Raw genomic sequence first — 19,552 nt, forward strand, 5'->3', positions numbered from 1 at the left:
CCCCGGATATCGGGCAGCAGGTGCAGGCGTACGGCGAGTAACCCCTCGCCACCAACCAAACAAACCTGCACCCACTCCCGGAAGCTAACTTCTTTGGGACTTATCGTCCTCCGCCGTAGCTAGCATCAAAGATCGAGCAATCGAACACTAATGTTCTTGCTCGCCCAGGGCTCGGGAATTACTGCCTCGTGGGCTAGCCGTTCCATCCATCGGATTTGATCGACGAAGTAATTGTGGGCCGACGTTTCCCCACCGAATGTGATGATCGGCCCCTGCGTGCCGCGCTTGCCGTGTCCGTATAGCATGACTCGGCATACGTCGTCGATCTCTTCTATGGCGAACGAGCATGGGAAGTTATAGAGAAACACCTTTAGCTGAGGGTACTTCTGCATCGACTTGTGGAGCGGTCGCAGAATTTCGCGTATATACCTGTCGGGATCCTCCATAGCCGCCTCAGCTGGTTCGATGCGGTAGCGATCGCGGCGGGATTCGCAAGTTGGATCCATCACGAAAATCTGGATGGGAATCCCTTGCGTGGCCTTCTGTCCAAAGAGGGTGAGGATGGAATCGCGGCCATAGAAATTGCGCGTCAGGCCGAACATGTTGATGCGCTTCCGTGCCTCTGTGATCCTGCGGATAAGGTCACTCTCTGACGCCTCGCTGGTGTATGGATATGCGTCGATGATTCCGACACGTTGAAGGTGATTGGTGTCCGCCATACTATGATCAACTCCAAACCCCAATCGGTCGGGGCGTGTCCGATAAAGGCGGCATAGGAATTCGATCCGCTCGTCGCTTGGACGTCTCTCGTCATGCTCCCATCGGCAGATGGTGGCCTGATCGATGCCGGGAGGGGCCAGCCCGGCAGATCGGTAGAGGGCGTCAAGTCGCGCGCTTACCTCGCCTCTCGTCCACCCGTTAGCGAAGCGCCATGCTTCGAGGGGCTTGACCTCGGGCATCCTCCGCAGAATCCGATCAACGGTCTCTTCTGCGGCCAAGCCCAGGCGCAGGGACTCGTGCAGTAGGGCTTTTGCCTCCCGATCAATCGATCGCCTTCGTTCTAGTGTGACCTTTGGCATTTGCCGCTCCACGTCATAGGTATTGACGACAAGCGCGGTACTCATTGCCGCGCAGTCGCATTGTCCCGGTTGCCGCCTAACGGCAATCTCAAAGGAAGGACGGCCACAAGTCAATCACTGCGAACGGTGCGATCCATGGAGCATGCAAGCACAGGTGGTCAGGCGTTGCCAGGCATACCGCTGGACATCGAGGCGTTGAGCCGCCGTCGTGATCGGGCTGGGCGTGTCTCCGCGATTACGGCGCGGACGACGCCGCGTTCGGTTGATCCGGGTGTTGCGGTGCCTGAGCCGCCAGTTCTTCCGGGTGATATGGACCCGAAAACGCCGAATGTGGCGCGTATGTACGATTACTACCTTGGTGGGAAGGATAATTTCGCTACTGACCGCGAGTGTGCGGATGAGGTGATTCGGCGGGTACCTCAGGCTCGGGAGATTGCGTGGGCTAACCGCCGGTTCCTGGGGCGGGCGGTCCGGTTCCTGGCCGATGAGCTGGGTATCGACCAGTTCGTTGATGTCGGGGCGGGGTTGCCGACTCGGGAAAACGTTCATCAAGTGGCACAACGGGTCAATCCCGACGCCAGGGTGGTTTACGTCGATAACGACCCTGTGGTGCAGGCGCATGCGCAAGCCCTGTTGGCGACCGATGACCAGACCCGCGCCATTACCGGGGATGTGCGCGACCCGCGCGGCATCCTGGCCGATGAGCGGTTACGGGGTCTGCTGGATCTGGAGCGGCCGGTAGGTCTCCTGCTCGTTGCGGTCCTGCATTTCATCACCCCTGAGGAGAACCCCTACGAGTCGGTCACGGAGCTGCTGGCGGCTCTGCCGCGTGGGTCTGCTCTGGTGATCTCGCACGTGGAGCGGGATGAGTCGCTGGCCGGGGCGGTGACCGCCTATAGGCGGGCGTCCTCGCCTGCGGTGTTGCGCTCGGTTGCTGAGGTGGCGCGGTTCTTCGGCGGGTTGGACGTGGTGGAGCCGGGGGTGGTGCGGGTCCGGGATTGGCGGCCGGATGATCTGGTGCTGCGCTTCGATCCGGATGTTCCGATCCTGGGCGCGGTGGGGGTGAAGCGGTGAGGCGGGCGGCACCGGGTGCGGTGCTGGTGGAGGGCGAGTCTCCGCTACCGGGACAGGGGCGGGCGGAGGTTGCCGCGCCGGAGCTTGATGTGCGGGTGGAGGATGCGGCGCTGGCGGAGGTGCGGCGGCTGCTGCGCGGGCGGGGGATCCGGACTCGGTACGTGGCGGATCTGGTCCTCAGCCTTTCGGCAACTCGGCCGGACTGGTGGGCGGGGAAGCCGGGAACGGCGGCGCGGCTGTCGGAGCGTGCCCCGGTCTTGGAGGCGTGGCGGGAGGGCCGGGTGGTGGCCACGGTCACGCATGATCCGGATGTCGGTTACCGGGTGGTCGTGCGGCACGAGGGCGGGGAGACGACCGCGATCACGGGTTCGGCGGACGGGGTGGCGTTGGTGATCCCGGGGTTTCGGCGGGTGGGCCGGTGACGGGGCCGGTGGAGCCCGGGGCTGCGGCTCCTCGGGCTCCTCGGTCCTCGGTTCGTGTGGTGGGCGGGCTGCGGGTGCCGTATGTGCTGGCCTTCTCCGGGGAGTTGGTGAGTACGCCCGTTCGGTTCTGCGCTGTCAAGCCGGGGGGCGGGCTGCGGTTGTCGTATCCGATTCCCCAAAAGGGGGATTGGAGTTACGGGGTGTTGCGGGCGCGGGCGGCGCGTCACCGGCGCGGTGAGGTGCTGTGGCGGAAGGTGAACCCGGTCCGGCAGTGGAATTGCATGCGGGCGATCTGGTGTCAGGTGTGCGGCAGGGATGCGCGGGATCCGGATTCGGGGCGGATGTCGTGGATCATCACGCCGACCGCGTTCCGGCCGGTGGCGTGGCTGCCTGAGGCGGGAGACACCAACCAGCCCGCGACCTGTCAGGGGTGTGTGCCGGAGGCGTTGGAGATGTGCCCGCGTCTGGGTGTCGGCGCGCGGGTGGTGTCGGTCGGGGAGGCGGAGCCGGTAGCGGTGCTGGCGGATGTGTTCCAGCCCGGACGGGGAGGTGCGGCGATTCTTTCCCGTCACAACGTGTATGTGGGGCTGGATGAGTTCGCGTTGCATCCGCGTGTGCTGGCGACCCAGCTGGTTGTCAGGCTTCATGACATCAGGGAGGCGGCGCTGTGAGCGGGACGGACCAGGCCGTGACGGCTTCTGCGGCTGGCACCGATGAGGATGCTCTGAGGTGCCTGGAGGCCGTGCTGCTGTCGTTCGGTATGGGGACGGCTTACGTGGCCGCGATGCCGGGGGCGGGCGTGGGTGGGGCGGCGTGCGCGGCTTTGAGGGTGTTCGGCTCGGCGGGGGTGGAGGTGGCGTCCGTGGTGATCGCGCCTCGGGCGCGGACGTTTCTGGTGTCGCTGGCCCGGAGCGGGGACGACGGGGGCGACGGGGGCGACGGGGATACGGCGCGGCTGTTGCCGTTCCGGACTGCCCTGGAGGCGGCGGCGATGATCTGCCCGTACCGGGAGCGTTCTGCCGTGCCCGGCTCGACGACCGGTAGCAGATAAGGGTGAGACGGCCCCCGGCGTATGCCTCCCCTCCCTGGCTCCCCCGTGCCTGGTGAGAGTTCCGCGTGTTTACGCCCGTTTTCGCGCGGGATGCGAGGTTGCCGGGGGTGCGTGGCGGAGCGGGTTTGGATGCGCGAGGTGTTTCGCGTTCCCCGTTCCGCCACGCGTGAAGCTTCCGGCCTGCGGGCCGGGGTGGCGGCCGATGGCCGCTGAAATCACCGGAGCGTGGCCGGGTCCGACTGGCCACCGGCAGAACCGACAGAGAGGAACCGAACCATGACCGTAGCTGTTCTGACTCCTGAACAGGCAGAGCTGGCGGCGCGGGTTGACGCGTTGGACCTGGAACCGATCGCGTACAAGCTCATGCATCCCGAGCCTGGCCGGGTCGGGGTGACGCTGGCTCAAGCCGATCAGCTCATTGGCGCGTATCGGCTCTTCTTGAAGTTGTGCGGCTGGTATCCGCGCGAGTCCATCGTGCCGTCCACGGCGGTGGATGAGGCATGGCACACCCACATCCTCGATACGGCCAAGTACGCGCAGGACTGCGAGGAGGTGTTTGGGTACTTCCTGCACCACTTCCCCTACCTGGGTCTGCGAGGGGCCGACGATGAGGCCCTGTCGCGGGCCAGTTCCGCGCGCTCGGGGGAATTGTTCCGCCTCCACTTCGGGACCGACGAGGGCGTGGGTCTCATGCCGGTCGGTGGCGGTCCGTGCGACGAGGGGAACGGGACCCAGTGCACCGACCATTGCCGGAATGCGCATTCGCTGGCGGCGCGTCCGCGTCCCGACCGTCGCCCGGTCCTGGCCTGAATCCTCGCAACGGCGGGTGGCTTCCCGGTGCGGTGAGGGCTTCGGGAGGTCGGCTCTGAGTCCGCGTTGGCGGTAGGGGCTGTCGTCTGGCGGCGGGGGTGTCGGGGACCCTCGTCGCCGTTCGGCATCGAGATATCGAGTTGACGACGAGAAGCACGGGAGGAACGGAGTGGTGGTGTGTGTTGGCGGGCTGGCGCTGGTGCGGGGCTGGCGGGTGGTGCGGGGGCTCGGGTGGTGAGGCGTCGGGCGCGTCGGCGTAAGTCGGGGCCGAAGGTTCGTCTCCGGGTCGGCATGGTGGTGTTGAAGAGGCGTTACGCGGCGGGTGCGTCGTTGCGGGAGCTGGCGGCGCTGGCGGGGGTCTCCTACTCCACGATGCGTGCCAGGTTTCTTGATGCGGGGGTGCGGTTGCGTCCGCGTGGCCCGTCCGGCATCCGGGTGCGGGCGGCCCGGAGTGGCCGGGGTCGGGATGGCGATGGCTGATGCCTGCCAAGGGCACGTGGTCGGGGCGGGCGAAGTTCCGGGATATCGCGGACCTGGTTGAGGCGGAGATCAGGCGTGAGGGTCTGGTGGCCGGGGATGGGCTGCCCAGTCTTGGGGAGCTGAGGCGGGCTTACGGGATCGCGGAGTCTACGGCGTGCCGGGTGCTTGCGGAGCTGCGCGAGCGGGGGGTGGCTTTCCGGTTGGGCTGGCGGGGGCATTTCGTGTGGGGGGAGGAGTTGCCGATCCCTTGTGATGCGATGCCGTTGCCTGTGCGGATAGCTGTTGAGCTGGCGTCTCGGCTGCGGGCGGGGCGTTACCGCAGAGGTCTGCCCGCGTATGGGCGGCTGCGGGAGGAGTTTGCGGCGTCGCGGCCTACCGTGAGCGCGGCCTTGAGGGTTTTGCGGGATGGGGGGTGGCTGCCTGGGGGGCGGTCTCTGCTGCCGGTCGCGGCGGAGCGCTGGCCTGCTGAGGCGCAGTGGGTTGCGTTCGTGCGCGGGTTGTGCCCGTACCCGGTCAGGTCGGTGCGTAAGCGGTGGCGGCGGCGTTCGGGTGTGGCGGTCTGGTCGGCGGGGGCTGTCCCGGCGGGACGGTCGTAGGTCGGCCATATCGGGGTTTGACAAGTCGGGAAGGTCCTGCGGCGGTTGCTGGCCTGGGCCGTGACAGAGGAATTGGAGAGGTGAGGCACCGATGGGTGGAAGTGAGCGGGTACGGGTGGCTGAGGCGGGTCAACCGGGTTCGGGGGCGGCGGGTTCGGCGGCGGCGGGTGTGCGGTTGGGGGTGTTCTATGACGGCGGCTGGTACAGCGGTCTGTGGCATTTCCTGGCTGAGCATTCGCAGTGGCGGGCCAAGCTGAACTTCTTCGGGGTGCACGGGATGCTGCGCTGGCACCTGCATGGGGTCTCGCGGGTGCCGGTGGAGGCCATCACGGTGGTGGAGGCCCATTACATGCTGGGCCGTCCGGGTCCGGACGGGATGGACTACCGGGGGCGGGCGGCGGGGCCGCTGTGGGATCTGGTGTTGAAGCGGTCGGGGATCACCCGCCACGACGCGAAGATGACCACGGTCGGCGAGCGCGACGCCGATGATCGGCTGAACAGGCTGGTCGCCGAGCGGGCGCGTAAAGGGAAGTTGGACGTGGTGGCGCTGGTGAGCGGGGACAGCTGCCACCTGTCGCTGATCCGCCGTCTCCAGCGGGACGGCGTCAAGGTGATCGTGCCGACCATCTATCAGGAGTACCCGGGAGACTACGGGGAGCGGGAGCTGATCTACACCGCTCCGGGGCTGGGGCGGGCGGCGGACTATGCGCCGGACTGGATGACGCTGATCGCGGGGACCCTGGCCGATCGGTCCTACCGGCTGGCCTACCCCTTCGAAGAAACAGCGGCGGGACAGGCCGTGGGGGATGGCCGGGATCGGGACGGGTGGCGGCACGGCACGGTCAACCAGTGGGAGGGCGGGCGCGGGTTCGGGTTTGTGACCGACACCCGAGGCGTGCACTGGTATGTGGAGGCGCGGGCGTTCCGGGGGGATGCTGACGGGCTGGCGGTGGGCTGCCCGGTGCGGTTTAGGGGTCAGACGAGCGTGGAGCGGGGGCGGAAATATCCGCAGATCTTCCGCGCGGAGCCGTGCTGAGATGGCGGGCGCGGGCGTGGAGAGGCGGGCAGGACTGACGGGGAGCGAGGATCTGGGCAGGCCGGGGCGGGCGGCGGAGATCCGCCATGACAGCGTGATACCGATCTATGTGCAGGTGGCCGATGTCCTGGCGAAGGAAATCGTGGGTGAGGGCATCCCGCCTGGTTCCAAGCTCCTTAGTGTGAAACAGCTGCAACGGGAGTTCGGGATCGCGGGGATGACCGCGTGGCGGGTGCACCGGGAATTGTGTGAGCGTGGGTTGGTTCATGCCGTTTCCGGGAGCGGCACCTTCGTCGGCCCGGCGTCGGCGGTGCGGGGTGAGCGTGCCAGGGGCAGCGCCGATGTGCCGGGGGAGGCGAAACCGGTCCGGCGGGGCGGGGCGGGGGTGGTCTATGTGCGGGTCGCGGAGGTCATCGCGGGGCGGATAGAGCGGGAGGAGCTGGGGCCGGGTGAGAGGGTCCCGAGTGAGGCGGCGTTGCAGCGCGAGTTCGGGATCGCGCAGATGACCGCGCGGAGGGTGCACCGGGAGTTATGTGAGCGTGGATTGGCCCATACCGTTTCCGGGGGAGGCGGGGGCACGTTCGTCGGCCGGAAGGGGACGCCGCGTCCGGAGTCTGAGGTGCCGATGTTCGAGCGGATCGCTGGTGAGCTGGCGGCTGAGATCCGGGCGGGCGTGATCGGGCCGGGAGAGCGGTTGCCGGGCGCGCGTGTCCTGGTGGCGGTCAGGGGCGTGAGCCTGGACACGATTCGGATGGCGCTTGCCGTGCTGCGTGGGGAGGGGTGGGTGGTTACGGTGCCGTGCCGGGGGACGTTCGTGGCGGATCGGTCGGGATGGCCCAAGCCGCGTGAGGACGGGGACGGGCGTGCTGCCGGTCGGGGTTTGGAGCCGGACCGGTAGGAGGGGCGGGTGCCGGTGCGGAGCGGTGGGCCGGTTACATGCCGTAGGCACCCCGGAGGGGCGACCGTGAGGGAGTGTTGCCGGCGCATCGCGGGCCGCGCATGTGATCTGTGCGGGCCGGAGTACGGCCTAGTCAGCGTAGGCGGGGTGGGTGTCGGCAAGCTCCTCCCGCATCGCGGGCCACGCGGCAATCGTGACGGCCACGATGACGGCGAGCAGGAGCCAGAATCCCGCGTTGGGGTGGGCGTGGATGTTCTGGGCCTGGATCGCCATGGCTGCGTTGGCGGCCAGTGCGGCGGGGCCGGTGATGAGGAGGCACGCGGGCGGGACCTGGCTGGGCAGGGAGCCGGTGATCAGGGCGAGCAGTGCGCAGAGCAGGCCCAAGACGAGCGCGGCTTGAGGTCCGGGCGCGAGGGTGTCGGCTATGTCGAAGATGGCCAGATCGACGGTGCTGTTAACGGTGGTCGCGTTGATGGTGCTCGCGGTGGTGTCGGCCACGGGCCATGAGGGCCAGCTGAGATCCACGGGTGCCGGGGCGGGGGCGGTGAGGAGGGGGCGGGCTTGCAGGAATATGACGGCGATGGCGAGGGGGATGAACCACCGGCCTCGGGAGGGGTAGGACTGCCGCTTGGGGATCATGCGGGACACGGGGGTCTCCTGTCGCTGTGCCGGGTGGGTGGCGCGGCCGGTGGGTTGGGGTGGGGTTGGCGGCGTGGTGTACGTCATGTTTTTCACGTACGGGTCCACGTACGGATTCCCGTTCCGCTCCCTCCCGTCTTCCTCCTCTTCTTGGTCGGGTGCCGGGGCCTGCTGCTCTGGTTTTGGGACGGCGGGGATTGCGGTGGGTGCCGCTGAGGGCCGGACGTTCCTTGGAGCAGCGGAGGGAGCGAAGCCCCGGAGCTTCCATGTCCGGTGCGAACGGTATCCGCCGCACCCGTTGTCTCCCCTGCATGGTCCTGGCCCGATCTCTTCGGCTGTCCACTCGCGTAACCCTGCACGGCACGCTCATGGGGTGTCCGAGTGAGTGACTGTGGCGGGTGGCTGCGGGACGGCGGGCGCGGGGTCGTGCGCGGTGCCGTTCGCGGGGTGGTGCGGGGTGCGGGGTGATGCGGTGTCCCACGGCTGTTTGAACGCGTCGTGGGCGCGGACGGGGGCCTCGTCGGGGTGCCAGGTGGGGCGGGTGTGGAAGATCGGGTTCAGGGTGCCGCGCCGGTAGGCGGGGATGGCGGCCATGGTGGTCAGGGCCATGAACAGGGGCAGGAGGAAAGCGCCGTGGAGGTCGCGCGCGTACAGGCCGTCAGCGGCGTTGACCATGGCGCGGAGGATTCCCAGGGAGATCAGTGAGGCGGGGCCGGTGATGATGATCAGCAGCGGCCACACGTTGCTGCGCTGGTTGGCGGTGGCCATGGCCAGCAGTCCGGTTGCGCCGGTGAATGCGATCACCAGGGCGGCGGCGAGGCTGAGGGACGGGATGTTGAGCAGTTGGAGCGCGAGCAGGTCGCGGGGGCCGTCGGGGCCGGGGACTTGGATCATGGGGGCGGCCAGATGGATCCAGCCGATGACGCACGAGAGGGTGACGAACTGCCCGGCGCGCTGGTAGTAGTGCAGTCGGTCGGTGTCGGTGGTGTGGTAGTCGGGCATGCGGGTTTGCCTCCGGGGTGGGCTGGGGCTGGTCTGGGTCGTGTCGGGCTGCGGCGCTGCGGTCGTGGTCGTCACAGGATCCGTGGGTTGTGATCTCGGTAGGTGTCGGGCTGGTGTCCGGGCGGGGTGCCGGTGTGCGGCGGGGCTTCGTCGGTGCCTTCGTCGTGGTCCCATGACTCTTCGCGCCATCGCCGGTTGGGCATGGGGATGTCGCCCCTGAGGAAGGCGGGGACGGCCACGATGATGTTGGCCAGCAGGGCGACGGGCAGGAAGTAGGCGGCGTATCCGGGGGTGGCGTGCAGCTGGTTGACGGCGGTGATGACGGTCACCAGCAGGGCGGTGAGGGCGGCGGGTGCGGTGATGATGATGAGCAGGGGCGGGAGGCGGCTGGGTGAGCGGCCGGTGAGGAAGGCGAGGATGCTGGTTGCCCACAGGAGCGCTCGCGCCCAGCTCGGCCAGCCCGCGATGGGGATGGAGCCGAATTCCACGAAGGCGATCTCGTCGCCCCCGGGGGTGTGGAGGACGGGGGCGGCCCAGACGATGAGGATGGCGAGCCCGAGCCAGCTCCACCATCCGTCCCTGCGCAGAGTCGTGTAGCTGGTCGTGATCAGGTCGCCCATGGGTCCTCCGCTGGGGTGGTAGTTGATCTTGGTGGGGTCCTGCGGCGCCCCTTGTTGATCTTGGTGTCTGGCCCCGTGCGAACTGCGGGCGGCTGCCGCTCCCGCCGGGACCGGCCGTCAGGCCGCATGCCCGGCGGGGAGGGCGGCGTTTTGCCGCCCGTGCGGGCCGCGTAGCGGGCCGCCTTGATACCTATGAGAACAATTCGGCAAGCGAGTTGCGGCGAGTCAAGTCATCTGTCAAGGGCTGACTCGACTGTCAGACTCCGAGCCATGACAGGGCCGGTGATTGTGAGGCAGGATGGATGTCAAGCGGGATTCCCGCTGCAACGCCCGGGGTGTGGGATGGCCGACGTTGGGGCGCAACAGAGGCGTCCCGCACCTTGGGAGACGGACGTGAGACGGCAGGGCCGGATGGCGGGCCGGTGCCGGACGGTGATGAGCCGCGATGGAAGGAAAGGGGCGAGAAGTGGGCCTTTATGCCCTGCGTTCCCTTATGGGCCTCGGTGCACGTTTCGCACGCGGGGCCGTTTTGGCGTGCGCGGAAGAATAGCAGTGAGTTTCGCGGTTCGGGAACCCTGAATCCATGCCTGCTCGTTATATCTGGAACCTCTACCGCCACTGAATCGTTTACCGGTTGAAAGCTCGCCATGTCAGAGCACGTCATGACAGTCAGGGCGAGTCGGGTCCGATTCGAGGAGGTGGTGCCGCTTGAGTATCAGGGGTCCGATCCCCGTGCAGCACGCGTTTGTGTTTCCCGCTGGGGCGTACCTGAGCGGGGAGGTGTCGGCGGTGCTGGACTTTGAGGCCAGTACCAAGGATCGTCCGGTCCAGTCGCGGGACAAGGTCACCGGTGAGCCGTTGTGGGCCGTGGCGGTCACCAACGGAAGCGCCGATGTGAAGGCGGCGGACAAGACGGTCAGTGTCAAGATCGTGTCGGCGGTCGCGCCGGAGGTTCCTCCGGTTCCGCCTGCGATGGCGGCCCTGGGGCTGCCGTTCATCCCCGTCGAGTTCGTTGATCTTACGGTGACGCCGTATGTGAACTCGGCCAACAGCAGGTTGGCGTATTCCTTCCGGGCGCGTGGCTTCCGCGCGGCTGGGGTGGGCAAGTCTGAGGTGAGCAAGACGTAGGTCTGCTCGGGGACCTTGAGGGGTCTCCTCGGCCCGGCGCGTTAGCCGGGTCTGGTGCAGCTGGTGAGCTGCCGAATTCACACATCACGCCCGCGTCCTTCACTCGTCTCCCCGAGTGGGTACACGCGCGGTCCTGTCGCGCCTGGTCGGCCCTGAGGGTCGGCGTCGGCGTCGGGGCCTGCGTCATGGCCTGATCCCCAATTCGAGGCGGGGGGCCTGCCGGTAGTCCGGTCGGTCCCCTTCCTCGGCACGCCCGATACCCGGGCGTGTGCCGCTGCGGTTGCTGGCGGCGGGGGTCGGGCGGGTCATTCCCGATCAATGGAAGGGGTGATGTCTCGTGCTGCGCAAACTTCCTGGTTCAGAGGTTGTCGGGGTGGTGTCCACGCGTCCGGACACTGCTGTTGTCTTTGCTCCCACGGTCGTCCGGACTCCGGCGATTGTCACGCTCACGGTGTGGGTGTGGCGGCTGCTGGCGGGGCTGGTTCGGCTGGTGTGGCGGCATCCGGTCGCCTGCCTGCTGGTCTCGGCGACGGGTGCGGGTGTGTATGTTCTCGGGGTTCAGCGGACGGCGGCGGCCTGGCTGGCGGTGTGGTTCGCGCTGGCGGCGTGGGCGTTGTGGCGTCGCGCCGCCTTCCTGCGCTGGGTCGGCTATCCGGTCCTGGCCTGGGCTCGCTGGCTGGGCCTCTACCGGCGTAAGTGGCGGGGCGTGATGGCCATCTCGGGCCTGGCGGGCTCCCTGCGGGGCCGTCTGTTCCTGCCGGACCTGGTCAAGGTCCGTTGTGACGGCCGGTCCGACACGGTGATGGTGCGGATGCTGTCGGGTCAGGCGGTGGAGGACTTCACCGACCGGTCGGCCAACCTCGCGCACGGGTTCGGCGCTGTTCGGGTGCGGGTGACCTGCCCGCGTCCGGGCTGGGTCTGCCTGGTCTTCCCGCGTGGGGATGTGCTGGCGGCGGTGCTCGGGGCGCGGCCGATTCCGGCGCTGGCCTCGGTCGGGCCGGTGGAGATCGGTCTTGCTGAGGACGGGTCGGTGTTCCGGCTCCAGGTCCACGGCACTCACATTCTGATCGCGGGCAGCACGGGGGCGGGTAAAGGCTCGTGGTTGTGGGGGATCGTGCGCGGGCTGCTCCCGGCTCGTGCGGCGGGGATCGTCCAGTTGTGGGGCTTGGACTCCAAGCGCATGGAGTTGTCGTTTGGGCGGGAGCTGTTCACCGAGTACGCCGCGACGCCGGAGCAGTGCGCGGAGTTGCTGGAGCGGGCGGTGCGGCTGATGCAGGAGCGGGCCGACCGGTACGCGGGGGTGCGGCGGAGTCACGTCCCCACGACGGCTGATCCGTTCGTCCTGGTTGTGGTTGATGAGGTGGCGTTCCTGACCGCCTACCAGCCCGATCGGGGCTTGAAAGCGCGGATTGGGGCGGCGCTGGCCACGCTCACCACGCAGGGGCGTGCGGTCGGCGTCGGGGTCGTGGCCACGCTTCAAGATCCCCGCAAGGAGGTTCTGTCCATCCGGAACCTGTTCCCCGACAAGATCGCTCTGCGGCTGGACGAGCCGGGTCAGGTGGACATGGTTCTTGGGGATGGGGCTCGGGATCGGGGCGCGCTGGCTGATCAGATCGCGCGTGATCCGGACGACCCGAGCGTGGGGGCGGGTGAGGGGTTCGTCCGGTTGGAGAACAGCCCTGAGCCGGTGCGGGTGCGTGCGGGCTTCGTCTCCGACCTCGACATCCGCGAGATGGTCGGCCGGTTCGGGGGGCGCTCATGAACGTGTCGGTCGTGCTGTATGGGCTGGTCTGCCCGGCGTGCCAAGAGCGGGACACGCTGTGGCGTGACCTGCTGACCGGGATCGTGGAGTGCCGGGAGTGCGGGGACCGGGCGGACTCTGCGGATTCGGTGGGGTCGGCGGATTCGGTGGGGTCGGACCTGGAGGACGGCGACGCCTTCGACGGCTTCGACGTGTACGCGGTGCTGGGTGAGCGGGGGCCGGACGGCGAGGACGGGGAGGAGTACGACCGCTGGCGTAACCCGGGGGCCTGGGATGAGGGCGACGGCTGGAGGGCGGTTTGAGTCGTCTTCTGCGTCTGGTCCGCGCGGCGGGGCTTCTGGATCGGGCGGCGGCCGAGCAGGTGGCGGTGGCGAACGGGGTGTGTGTGCATCCGCTGGTGATGCGGCGGATGGATGTGCAGACGGGGCGTAGTGACCTGGTGCATCTGCCGTGCGGGTCGTCCCGGGAGTCGTGGTGTCGGCCGTGTGCCAAGCGGTATCGGCAGGTCCGGATGGCTCAGTGCCGGGAGGGGTGGCACCTGGAGGCCGAACCGGTGTCTCCGGCTGGCGGGGCTGGGGGCGGGGCGGCTGCCGGGTCTGCGGATGAGCTGGGGTCGGCCGCTGGCGTCGGCGCTGACGGCACTGACGGCACTGACGGCACTGACGGTGCTGGGGTCGGGGCTGGTGGGGAGTCGTGTGATCCCGATGCGATGTCGGATGAGCAGTACGGGGCTTATCTGCGGGATCTGCGGGTTCAGGCGTTGGGCTGGCGGGCGGATGCGGTGGCGGCGGGTGCGCCGACTGATGATCTGGATGCGGCGATTGCTGATCTGGATGAGGAGATCCGGGCGGCGGGCCTGCCGGAGGAAGGCGACGGAGACGGCGACGGGGACGGCGGGGAGAGCGGCGGAGACGGGGAGAGCGGCGGGGGCGGGCAAGGGGGGTCGCGTCGGGCGCGTTCAACCCGTCGTCGGCAGGATGCGCCCGACCTGCCCAAGCGGCGGATGTCGGCGGAGACGCTGGGGCGGGTGTTCCGGTCGCCGGACGGGAAGGCGTTCCGGCCGTCGATGTTCCTGACGCTCACGTTGCCGTCCTACGGGCGGGTCAAGGACGGCGCGCCGGTGGATCCGGGCCGGTATGACTACATCTCGGCCGCGCGTGACGCGTTGCACTTCGGCAAGCTGGTGGATCGGTTCGTGCAGAACCTTCGCCGGGTGGCGGGGTTCTCGGTCCAGTACTTCGCGGTGGTGGAGTACCAGCACCGGAAGGCTCCGCATCTGCACATGGCGATTCGGGGGACGTTACCCCGCGCTGACCTGCGGCGGGTGGTGGCGGCTACCTACCACCAAGTGTGGTGGCCTTTGGTGGCTGAGGTCCGCTACGACGGTGATGAGCTGCTGGTGTGGCAGGACGGGGCGGGGTATGTGGATGCGGTCACGGGTGAGGTGCTGCCCACCTGGGATGAGGCCCTGGATGCGCTGGGCGCTGATCCGGATGCGGTGCCGCTGCATGTGGTGCGGTTCGGCAAGCAGCTGGACATGCAAGGCGTGCTTGCCGGGACCAGGGATGCCGACCAGTGCATTCGCTATCTGGCGAAGTATCTCGGCAAGAGCCTCGGGGAGGGTGCCGGGGCCGAGATCCCGGCTGCCGGGCCGGATGATTCGGCAACCGAGGCGGCGGGGCCGGTGGACGGGTCGGGGGCCGATGATCCCGGGGTGGCGGCGAGGCGGGCTCACGCGCGTGCTCTGCTGGCGGCCCTGCGGTTCGAGCCGTGTACGCCGGAGTGCGCGAACTGGCTCCGCTATGGGGTGCAGCCGCGTCACGCCAGGGCGGGGCTGGTTGCGGGGTGGTGCCGGGGCAAGGCGCACCGGCCTGACTGTCTCGGCTATGGGGGGCGGCGGGTGCTGGTGTCGCGGCGCTGGTCGGGCAAGACGATGGGGCAGCACAAGGCGGACCGTCGCGTGTGGGTGATGACCGCGCTCGGGATCGAGGAGAAAGACGACGGCGGCGGGGGCCGGTGTCTGTGGCGGCCGGTGCGGGCTGATGATCCGGGTCTAGATCCGATCGGGGTCAGGTTGTTGCGGGAGGTAGCGCGGCGTCAGCGGTGGCGGGCGGAGCTGGCGGCGGCGGGATTGGGTGCGGGGCTGGCTCCCCCGGGTGATTCGGCAATCGGGGCCGGTGGGGCGGCCGGTGGGAGTGGCCGGTGACTGCTGGGGGTGGCGGGTCGGCGGTTCGGAGATCGGGGAAGCGTCGCCGTCTTAGCTGGCGTCCCGAAGGGTCCTCTTCTGGTTCTGCTTGTGGTGCTGAGTCGGGTGGTGCGGCGGCCAGCGTGCGGGCGGCGTCCGGCCACGACGGCGGCCCGGGTGGGCGGGCGGGATGCGGGGAGCGCGACCAGGGTGAGCGTCCCGGTGTTGATCTTGCTGGGGGGCCTGAGGGTTCGTCGGCGCGTGGGCGGCTGGGGAGTGACGTCGGTGGGGACGCGCCGGAAGATCCCGCGCTGGCGGCGTATATCCGCTTGGTGGTGGATGCGTGCCCGGTGTTGAGTGATGAGCAGGCGGAGCGGCTGGCGGCGCTGCTGGGCTACCGGTAGCGGCTCACGCGGCAAACCCCCCGTCTGTGGTGGCGGCGGGGGGTTGTGCTGGCGGGCGGAGGTGCGGGGCGGGTCAGGCGGCCTGGCTTTCGCGTTTCCAGGTCATGCGCTCGGCTGCCGGTGCACGCCGCTTGGGGGGTGCGGGGGTGATGCGGACCTGTCCCAGCCATGGCGGGGAGAGCAGGATCGCGGCGGCCTTGCGGCGGGCTTCCACGGGGGCCTCCTTCCACCGTTTGGCCACATCCGCTCCCGGCTCGATGAAGTGGGCGAGTTCGGAGGGGATGGTGAGTGCCCGATGACGGGCCTCGATTTCGTCTACCTTGATCTTGAGGTCTTCCCGCAACTGGGCCAATGCCAGGGCCTCCGCCACGGTGGTGGTCCGCTGGTTGTTGGCCTTCAGCAGTTCCGCCCGGTGCTCGGCTAGCTCGGCCCTGACGGCGCGGACTTGGGCGGAGTCGATGCGGCGGGAAAGCTTGCGGTGGACGTCCGGCCGTGACAGGTAGGCCACGATGACGCGATCCAGCACGGCGTCAACGGCGGCCTTCTTGATCCGCACGCATCCCTTCTCCTGACAGTAATAGTCGGTGTAGCCGTTGCGTTCGGTGACGCCCATCGGGCCGCCGCACTCGTCACAGCGCAGCGTGCGCGTGTAGGCGTGCATCACGCTGCTGGGGCGGGGCTTGACCAACTGGTGGCCTGGCTCGGACAGGATCCGCTGAACCTCCCACCAGGTCTCCCGATCCACCAGGGGTTCCCACGTGCCTTCGATGAGTTCGCCCCTGTAATCCCGGTAGGCGGTGTAGACGGCTTTGACGGCCATGTCCCGCAGATGGGGGGCGGTGAACGGGTTGCCCTTGCCGTTGACGTAGCCAAGCTCGGCGAAATCGCGAGTGATCCGCCGGAAGCTCACGCCCTTGCGGAGCCGCGTGAACAGCTGCTTGATCACCTCGGCCTTGCCGGGGTCGGCTTCCCAGGTGATCAGGCGGCCGGTCCGCTCGTCGTAGACGGGCCGTAGCCCGTAGGGGCACAGACCGTGCGGGCGGCCCTGGGCGGCGCTGGCGGCCATGTCACGCCCGATCCGCCCGGCAATCTTCGCTGATTCGTATTCGCTGTCGTTGGCGTCGTCGATGAGGCTGCGGCGGTCGCGGGCGTTGCGCGGGTCGTAGGTGCGACCGTGCGTGGTCACATGGACCAAGATCCCCCGAGCTTCCAGTACGTCAAGCAGGGTCACCCACTCGATGACCCTGCGCGAACCTCGGGAGTTCTCCCACAGCACCAGGACATCCGCGCCGAACTGACCGGTCCGTAGATCCTCCATCAGGCGCTCGAACTCGTCGCGGACATCGGTGGAGAAGCGAGAGGCGGAGACGGCGCGCTTCTCCCGGTAGGGGTCGTCAAGCAGCGTGATCCCGTGCCGCGCGCATGATGGCTGGTTCTCGTCATGCTGCTGCGCGGGCGACTTCATCTTTCCGGATTTATCCTTGGAAACCCGGAGGTACTCACGGCCGGTAAGCGGTGCCTCAGCCTCCCGGCCGGTGAGCGTTACCGCAGCGAGGAGGCCGGTTTGCGGGGGAAGCGCTCGTTTTGAGGTCATACTTTATGGTACTTCTAAGAAGGTGCTTCGACTGAGGAACGCAGGTCGCGGAGCGGCCGGAGTGACGAGGGAAGACGCAGGCTGAAGGCGGCCAAGCCCGCCGTGCCGGAGGCGCGGCCATATCATCGCCTCATGACGCGCGCATCCCTGGACAAGCAGCCGCACGAGGTCGCCGCGATGTTCGATCGCACCGCGCGGCGCTACGACCTGGTCAACGACGTGCTCTCGCTCGGCCAGGACAGGCTCTGGCGCAAGGCCACCGCCCGCGCGGTGGACGCGGGGCCCGGCGAGGTCGTGCTGGATCTGGCGGCCGGCACCGGCACCTCCACCGACGCGTTCACCAGGCTCGGCGCGCGCGCGATCGCCTGCGACTTCTCCCTCGGCATGCTCCGCACCGGTGTCCGCAAGCACGGCGGTTCCGGTCTCTCCGGCGGCGGCGTCAGTTTCGTCGGCGGTGACGCGCTGCGACTGCCGTTCGCGGACGGCGCCTTCGACGCGGTGACGATCTCCTTCGGCCTGCGCAACGTGTCCGACACCCACCAGGCGCTGGCCGAACTCCTCCGGGTGACCCGCCCGGGCGGCCGCCTGGTGATCTGCGAGTTCTCCCGCCCGCCGGTCAAAGCCTTCGACGTGGTCTACACGCAGTACCTGATGCGCCTGCTCCCGCATGTCGCCCGCGCGGTCAGCTCCAACCCCGACTCCTACGAATACCTCGCGGAATCCATCCGCGACTGGTACGACCAGGCGGAGTTGTCGCAGGTCATCCAGACCTCAGGCTGGCGCCGGGTGGCCTGGCGGAATCTGAGCCTGGGCATCGTGGCCCTGCACCGGGCGGTCAAAGCCGCCTGAACCCCGGATCGCGGTAGCGTCGCCGAAAGACTCGCGAGTGGTCGACACCCCATCCCCGGTACATCGCGAATTCATCCGGCTCCACCCATAGCCGATATTCGAGCGTCGCCAACAGGCGTCGAACCTGTTCCATCTACCCCGCCCCCAGTTCCCCTTTCGGGACTACCCTCAGAATGCGCTGGCGGGATACGCGGTGCAATTCCCGATGGGAACACATTCGGGATGCGGCAGGATACCGGTTTCGGCCTTGAAAGCCACGTTAAGCTGGGATATTTACCCGTATTATGGGTGGGTTTGCTGGAGGGAGATGGTCGGTGACGCCGGAACTCAGCCCGACTGTCTGTCGGCGTCGGCTGGCTGTGGAACTGCGCCGGTTACGTGAGGCGGTGGGGCTCAGCGGCGTGCAGGTCGCGGACCAGCTCAAGTGGTCGACCTCCAAGATCAGCCGATTGGAGAACGGCCAGATCCTGCCGCGCGAGCGGGACGTGCGCACGCTGCTCACCCACTACCGGATCGGCTCCACCATGAGCCAGTTCCTGCTGGGACTGGCCGCTCGCGCCGAGAGCAAGGGCTGGTGGGACGCCTACGCGGACACGCTGCCCGAGTCGTACGTGACCTATGTCGGCCTGGAGACCGCCGCCGAGGAGATGCTGACCTGGCAGTCCCGCGGCATCCCCGGCCTGCTCCAGACCGTCGAGTACGCGCGCGCCCTCAACAGCACGGAGACCTTCACCCGCCTCTCGCCCGGCGAGGTCGAACGCCGCACCCAGGTCCGGGTGCGCCGCCAGGCCCTGGTCACCGAGCAGGTGCTGCGGGTCAGCGCGGTCGTGGACGAGTCCGCCCTGCTGCGCCGCTTCGGCTCCGAGGACGTGATGCGCGACCAGCTCCAGCACCTGTACGCGCTGGCCGAACTCCCCAACGTCTCGGTCCGGATCCTGGCCCTGGACGGCCCGCACCCGATCGACTCCGACAGCTTCGTGATCCTGAAATTTCCAGAAGTCAATGGGTTCGGGCCGCTGTATGACGACGTGGTCTACCTGGAGAGCGTCGCCGGTGGCACGTTTCAAGAGGACGAGGCCACCACCTACCGGTTCCGCCTGCTTCTCGATCATCTCCGGGACGCCTCCCTGAGCGAGGAGGAGTCGATGACCCTCATTGCCGCGCGGGCTGAGATGTAGGCGCTTGTGCCAGTAGTGCGCTGTAAGGGTGCTTTGTAAACCTCTGCCGTATTTCTGGGCCTAAGAACCCGGGTATACCCACCCAGGTTTCCGGGCAAAGGATGCGGCAATGGCGGCTGCCAGTGGCAAGCGGATCGATTGGCGTAGGAGCACCTTCAGTGGTGTGAACGGGGAATGCGTGGAGGTCGCGGTGGTCGACGACACCGTCGCGGTCCGCGATTCCAAGCACCCATCCTGCGCGCCCCTGCTCTTCACGCCCGGCGAGTGGGTGGCATTCCTCGGCGGGGTACGCGCCGGTGAATTTGACCTGGCGAATTGGGAACGCTCCGAACAGGATTACCAGGAGTGACTGACAGAACCCCCTGAAATAGGGGATCATGGGTGCCCCGTCGTACCAACCGCACGCCCTGTCCCTCGGGTCACGGGCGCCTTCATAATTGGAGAACGTTCATGCCGTCGCCGCATGACTGGGTCAAGAGCAGCTTCAGCAGTGTCAGCGGTGAATGTGTGGAGGTGCGCATGGGCGACCGCGTCGGCATGCGCGATTCAAAAAACCCGTCCGGCACGGTGCTCGACTTCCCCCGCGAGGTCTGGGAAGACTTCATCGGAGCGATCAAGTCCGACAGTGTCATTGGCCGAGCCTCCGGCTCAGCGGGCTTGTCCGCTCCTTAGCCCGTGTCTTCCCTCGTCTCTCCGGCCGCTTCGCGACCTGCGTTCCTCAGTCCAGAAACGGGCGCGGACAAGC

23 protein-coding genes are annotated in these 19,552 nt (G+C 68.1%); 18 read left to right on the forward strand and 5 right to left on the reverse strand.

Annotated features, from left to right (window positions below; all coding sequences use genetic code 11):
- Window positions 1–125: 125 nt before the first annotated feature.
- A complete protein-coding gene (locus ABGB08_RS01350; RefSeq protein ID WP_347585194.1) occupies window positions 126–1,124 on the reverse strand; it encodes a helix-turn-helix transcriptional regulator in 999 nt (332 codons plus the stop codon).
- Window positions 1,125–1,214: 90 nt separating this feature from the next.
- Between ABGB08_RS01350 and ABGB08_RS01355 the strand changes: the two genes are divergently transcribed.
- From ABGB08_RS01355 to ABGB08_RS01395, 9 genes are all read left to right on the forward strand, one after another.
- The gene (locus ABGB08_RS01355; RefSeq protein ID WP_347585200.1) at window positions 1,215–2,153 is read left to right on the forward strand and encodes an SAM-dependent methyltransferase; all 939 of its coding nucleotides are present in this window, start codon (window positions 1,215–1,217) and stop codon (window positions 2,151–2,153) included.
- Window positions 2,150–2,575: a hypothetical protein gene (locus ABGB08_RS01360; RefSeq protein WP_347585205.1), complete on the forward strand. Its 426-nt coding sequence runs from the start codon at window positions 2,150–2,152 to the stop codon at window positions 2,573–2,575. Before ABGB08_RS01355 ends, ABGB08_RS01360 begins: the two co-directional genes overlap by 4 nt.
- A gap of 59 nt (window positions 2,576–2,634) precedes the next feature.
- Window positions 2,635–3,246, forward strand: coding sequence for a hypothetical protein (locus ABGB08_RS01365; protein WP_347585209.1), 612 nt, complete (start codon window positions 2,635–2,637; stop codon window positions 3,244–3,246).
- The gene (locus ABGB08_RS01370; RefSeq protein WP_347585214.1) at window positions 3,243–3,626 is read left to right on the forward strand and encodes a hypothetical protein; all 384 of its coding nucleotides are present in this window, start codon (window positions 3,243–3,245) and stop codon (window positions 3,624–3,626) included. The genes ABGB08_RS01365 and ABGB08_RS01370 overlap by 4 nt, the downstream gene beginning before the upstream one ends.
- 276 nt (window positions 3,627–3,902) lie before the next feature.
- Window positions 3,903–4,436: a hypothetical protein gene (locus ABGB08_RS01375; RefSeq protein WP_347585218.1), complete on the forward strand. Its 534-nt coding sequence runs from the start codon at window positions 3,903–3,905 to the stop codon at window positions 4,434–4,436.
- 297 nt (window positions 4,437–4,733) lie between these two features.
- Complete coding sequence (locus ABGB08_RS01380) at window positions 4,734–4,916, forward strand: helix-turn-helix domain-containing protein (protein ID WP_347585222.1); 183 nt, start codon at window positions 4,734–4,736, stop codon at window positions 4,914–4,916.
- Entirely contained in the window at window positions 4,916–5,512 is a 597-nt protein-coding gene (locus ABGB08_RS01385; RefSeq protein ID WP_347585226.1) for a GntR family transcriptional regulator, read from the forward strand. Before ABGB08_RS01380 ends, ABGB08_RS01385 begins: the two co-directional genes overlap by 1 nt.
- Before the next feature lie 91 nt (window positions 5,513–5,603).
- Complete coding sequence (locus ABGB08_RS01390; protein ID WP_347585231.1) at window positions 5,604–6,548, forward strand: hypothetical protein; 945 nt, start codon at window positions 5,604–5,606, stop codon at window positions 6,546–6,548.
- Between the two features lies 1 nt (window position 6,549).
- Window positions 6,550–7,446: a GntR family transcriptional regulator gene (locus tag ABGB08_RS01395; RefSeq protein WP_347585235.1), complete on the forward strand. Its 897-nt coding sequence runs from the start codon at window positions 6,550–6,552 to the stop codon at window positions 7,444–7,446.
- A 129-nt stretch (window positions 7,447–7,575) separates the two neighbouring features.
- Here the strand turns inward: ABGB08_RS01395 and ABGB08_RS01400 are convergent, their stop codons facing one another.
- From ABGB08_RS01400 to ABGB08_RS01410, 3 genes are all read right to left on the reverse strand, one after another.
- Window positions 7,576–8,181 (reverse strand): hypothetical protein, encoded by a 606-nt coding sequence (locus tag ABGB08_RS01400; protein WP_347585240.1) that lies wholly within the window; start codon window positions 8,179–8,181, stop codon window positions 7,576–7,578.
- A 270-nt stretch (window positions 8,182–8,451) separates the two neighbouring features.
- Complete coding sequence (locus tag ABGB08_RS01405) at window positions 8,452–9,087, reverse strand: hypothetical protein (protein WP_347585244.1); 636 nt, start codon at window positions 9,085–9,087, stop codon at window positions 8,452–8,454.
- A 71-nt stretch (window positions 9,088–9,158) separates the two neighbouring features.
- Window positions 9,159–9,707 carry a hypothetical protein gene (locus ABGB08_RS01410; protein WP_347585248.1) on the reverse strand — a complete coding sequence of 183 codons (549 nt, stop codon included), beginning with the start codon at window positions 9,705–9,707 and terminating at the stop codon, window positions 9,159–9,161.
- A 708-nt stretch (window positions 9,708–10,415) separates the two neighbouring features.
- Between ABGB08_RS01410 and ABGB08_RS01415 the strand changes: the two genes are divergently transcribed.
- The 5 genes from ABGB08_RS01415 to ABGB08_RS01435 all read left to right on the forward strand — a co-directional run bounded on the left by ABGB08_RS01415 (window position 10,416) and on the right by ABGB08_RS01435 (window position 15,186).
- A complete protein-coding gene (locus tag ABGB08_RS01415; RefSeq protein WP_347585252.1) occupies window positions 10,416–10,835 on the forward strand; it encodes a plasmid replication, integration and excision activator in 420 nt (139 codons plus the stop codon).
- Between the two features lie 376 nt (window positions 10,836–11,211).
- Window positions 11,212–12,597: an FtsK/SpoIIIE domain-containing protein gene (locus ABGB08_RS01420; RefSeq protein WP_347585255.1), complete on the forward strand. Its 1,386-nt coding sequence runs from the start codon at window positions 11,212–11,214 to the stop codon at window positions 12,595–12,597.
- On the forward strand, window positions 12,594–12,899 hold the full coding sequence (locus tag ABGB08_RS01425) for a hypothetical protein (protein WP_347585258.1): 306 nt from the start codon (window positions 12,594–12,596) through the stop codon (window positions 12,897–12,899). The genes ABGB08_RS01420 and ABGB08_RS01425 overlap by 4 nt, the downstream gene beginning before the upstream one ends.
- On the forward strand, window positions 12,896–14,803 hold the full coding sequence (locus ABGB08_RS01430) for a replication initiator (protein ID WP_347585262.1): 1,908 nt from the start codon (window positions 12,896–12,898) through the stop codon (window positions 14,801–14,803). The genes ABGB08_RS01425 and ABGB08_RS01430 overlap by 4 nt, the downstream gene beginning before the upstream one ends.
- A 122-nt stretch (window positions 14,804–14,925) precedes the next feature.
- On the forward strand, window positions 14,926–15,186 hold the full coding sequence (locus ABGB08_RS01435) for a hypothetical protein (protein WP_347585265.1): 261 nt from the start codon (window positions 14,926–14,928) through the stop codon (window positions 15,184–15,186).
- A gap of 73 nt (window positions 15,187–15,259) precedes the next feature.
- Here the strand turns inward: ABGB08_RS01435 and ABGB08_RS01440 are convergent, their stop codons facing one another.
- Window positions 15,260–16,780, reverse strand: coding sequence for a recombinase family protein (locus tag ABGB08_RS01440; RefSeq protein ID WP_347585269.1), 1,521 nt, complete (start codon window positions 16,778–16,780; stop codon window positions 15,260–15,262).
- 132 nt (window positions 16,781–16,912) lie between these two features.
- Between ABGB08_RS01440 and ABGB08_RS01445 the strand changes: the two genes are divergently transcribed.
- The 4 genes from ABGB08_RS01445 to ABGB08_RS01460 all read left to right on the forward strand — a co-directional run bounded on the left by ABGB08_RS01445 (window position 16,913) and on the right by ABGB08_RS01460 (window position 19,479).
- Window positions 16,913–17,629 (forward strand): demethylmenaquinone methyltransferase, encoded by a 717-nt coding sequence (locus tag ABGB08_RS01445; protein WP_347585272.1) that lies wholly within the window; start codon window positions 16,913–16,915, stop codon window positions 17,627–17,629.
- Window positions 17,630–17,943: 314 nt separating this feature from the next.
- Window positions 17,944–18,807, forward strand: a complete 864-nt coding sequence (locus tag ABGB08_RS01450; RefSeq protein WP_347585275.1) for a helix-turn-helix transcriptional regulator — start codon at window positions 17,944–17,946, stop codon at window positions 18,805–18,807.
- A 109-nt stretch (window positions 18,808–18,916) separates the two neighbouring features.
- Complete coding sequence (locus ABGB08_RS01455; protein ID WP_155353807.1) at window positions 18,917–19,156, forward strand: DUF397 domain-containing protein; 240 nt, start codon at window positions 18,917–18,919, stop codon at window positions 19,154–19,156.
- Window positions 19,157–19,257: 101 nt separating this feature from the next.
- Complete coding sequence (locus ABGB08_RS01460) at window positions 19,258–19,479, forward strand: DUF397 domain-containing protein (RefSeq protein WP_347585280.1); 222 nt, start codon at window positions 19,258–19,260, stop codon at window positions 19,477–19,479.
- Window positions 19,480–19,552: the final 73 nt, after the last annotated feature.

Source organism: Acrocarpospora sp. B8E8 (assembly GCF_039871605.1).
Taxonomy (GTDB): Bacteria; Actinomycetota; Actinomycetes; order Streptosporangiales; family Streptosporangiaceae; genus Acrocarpospora; species Acrocarpospora macrocephala.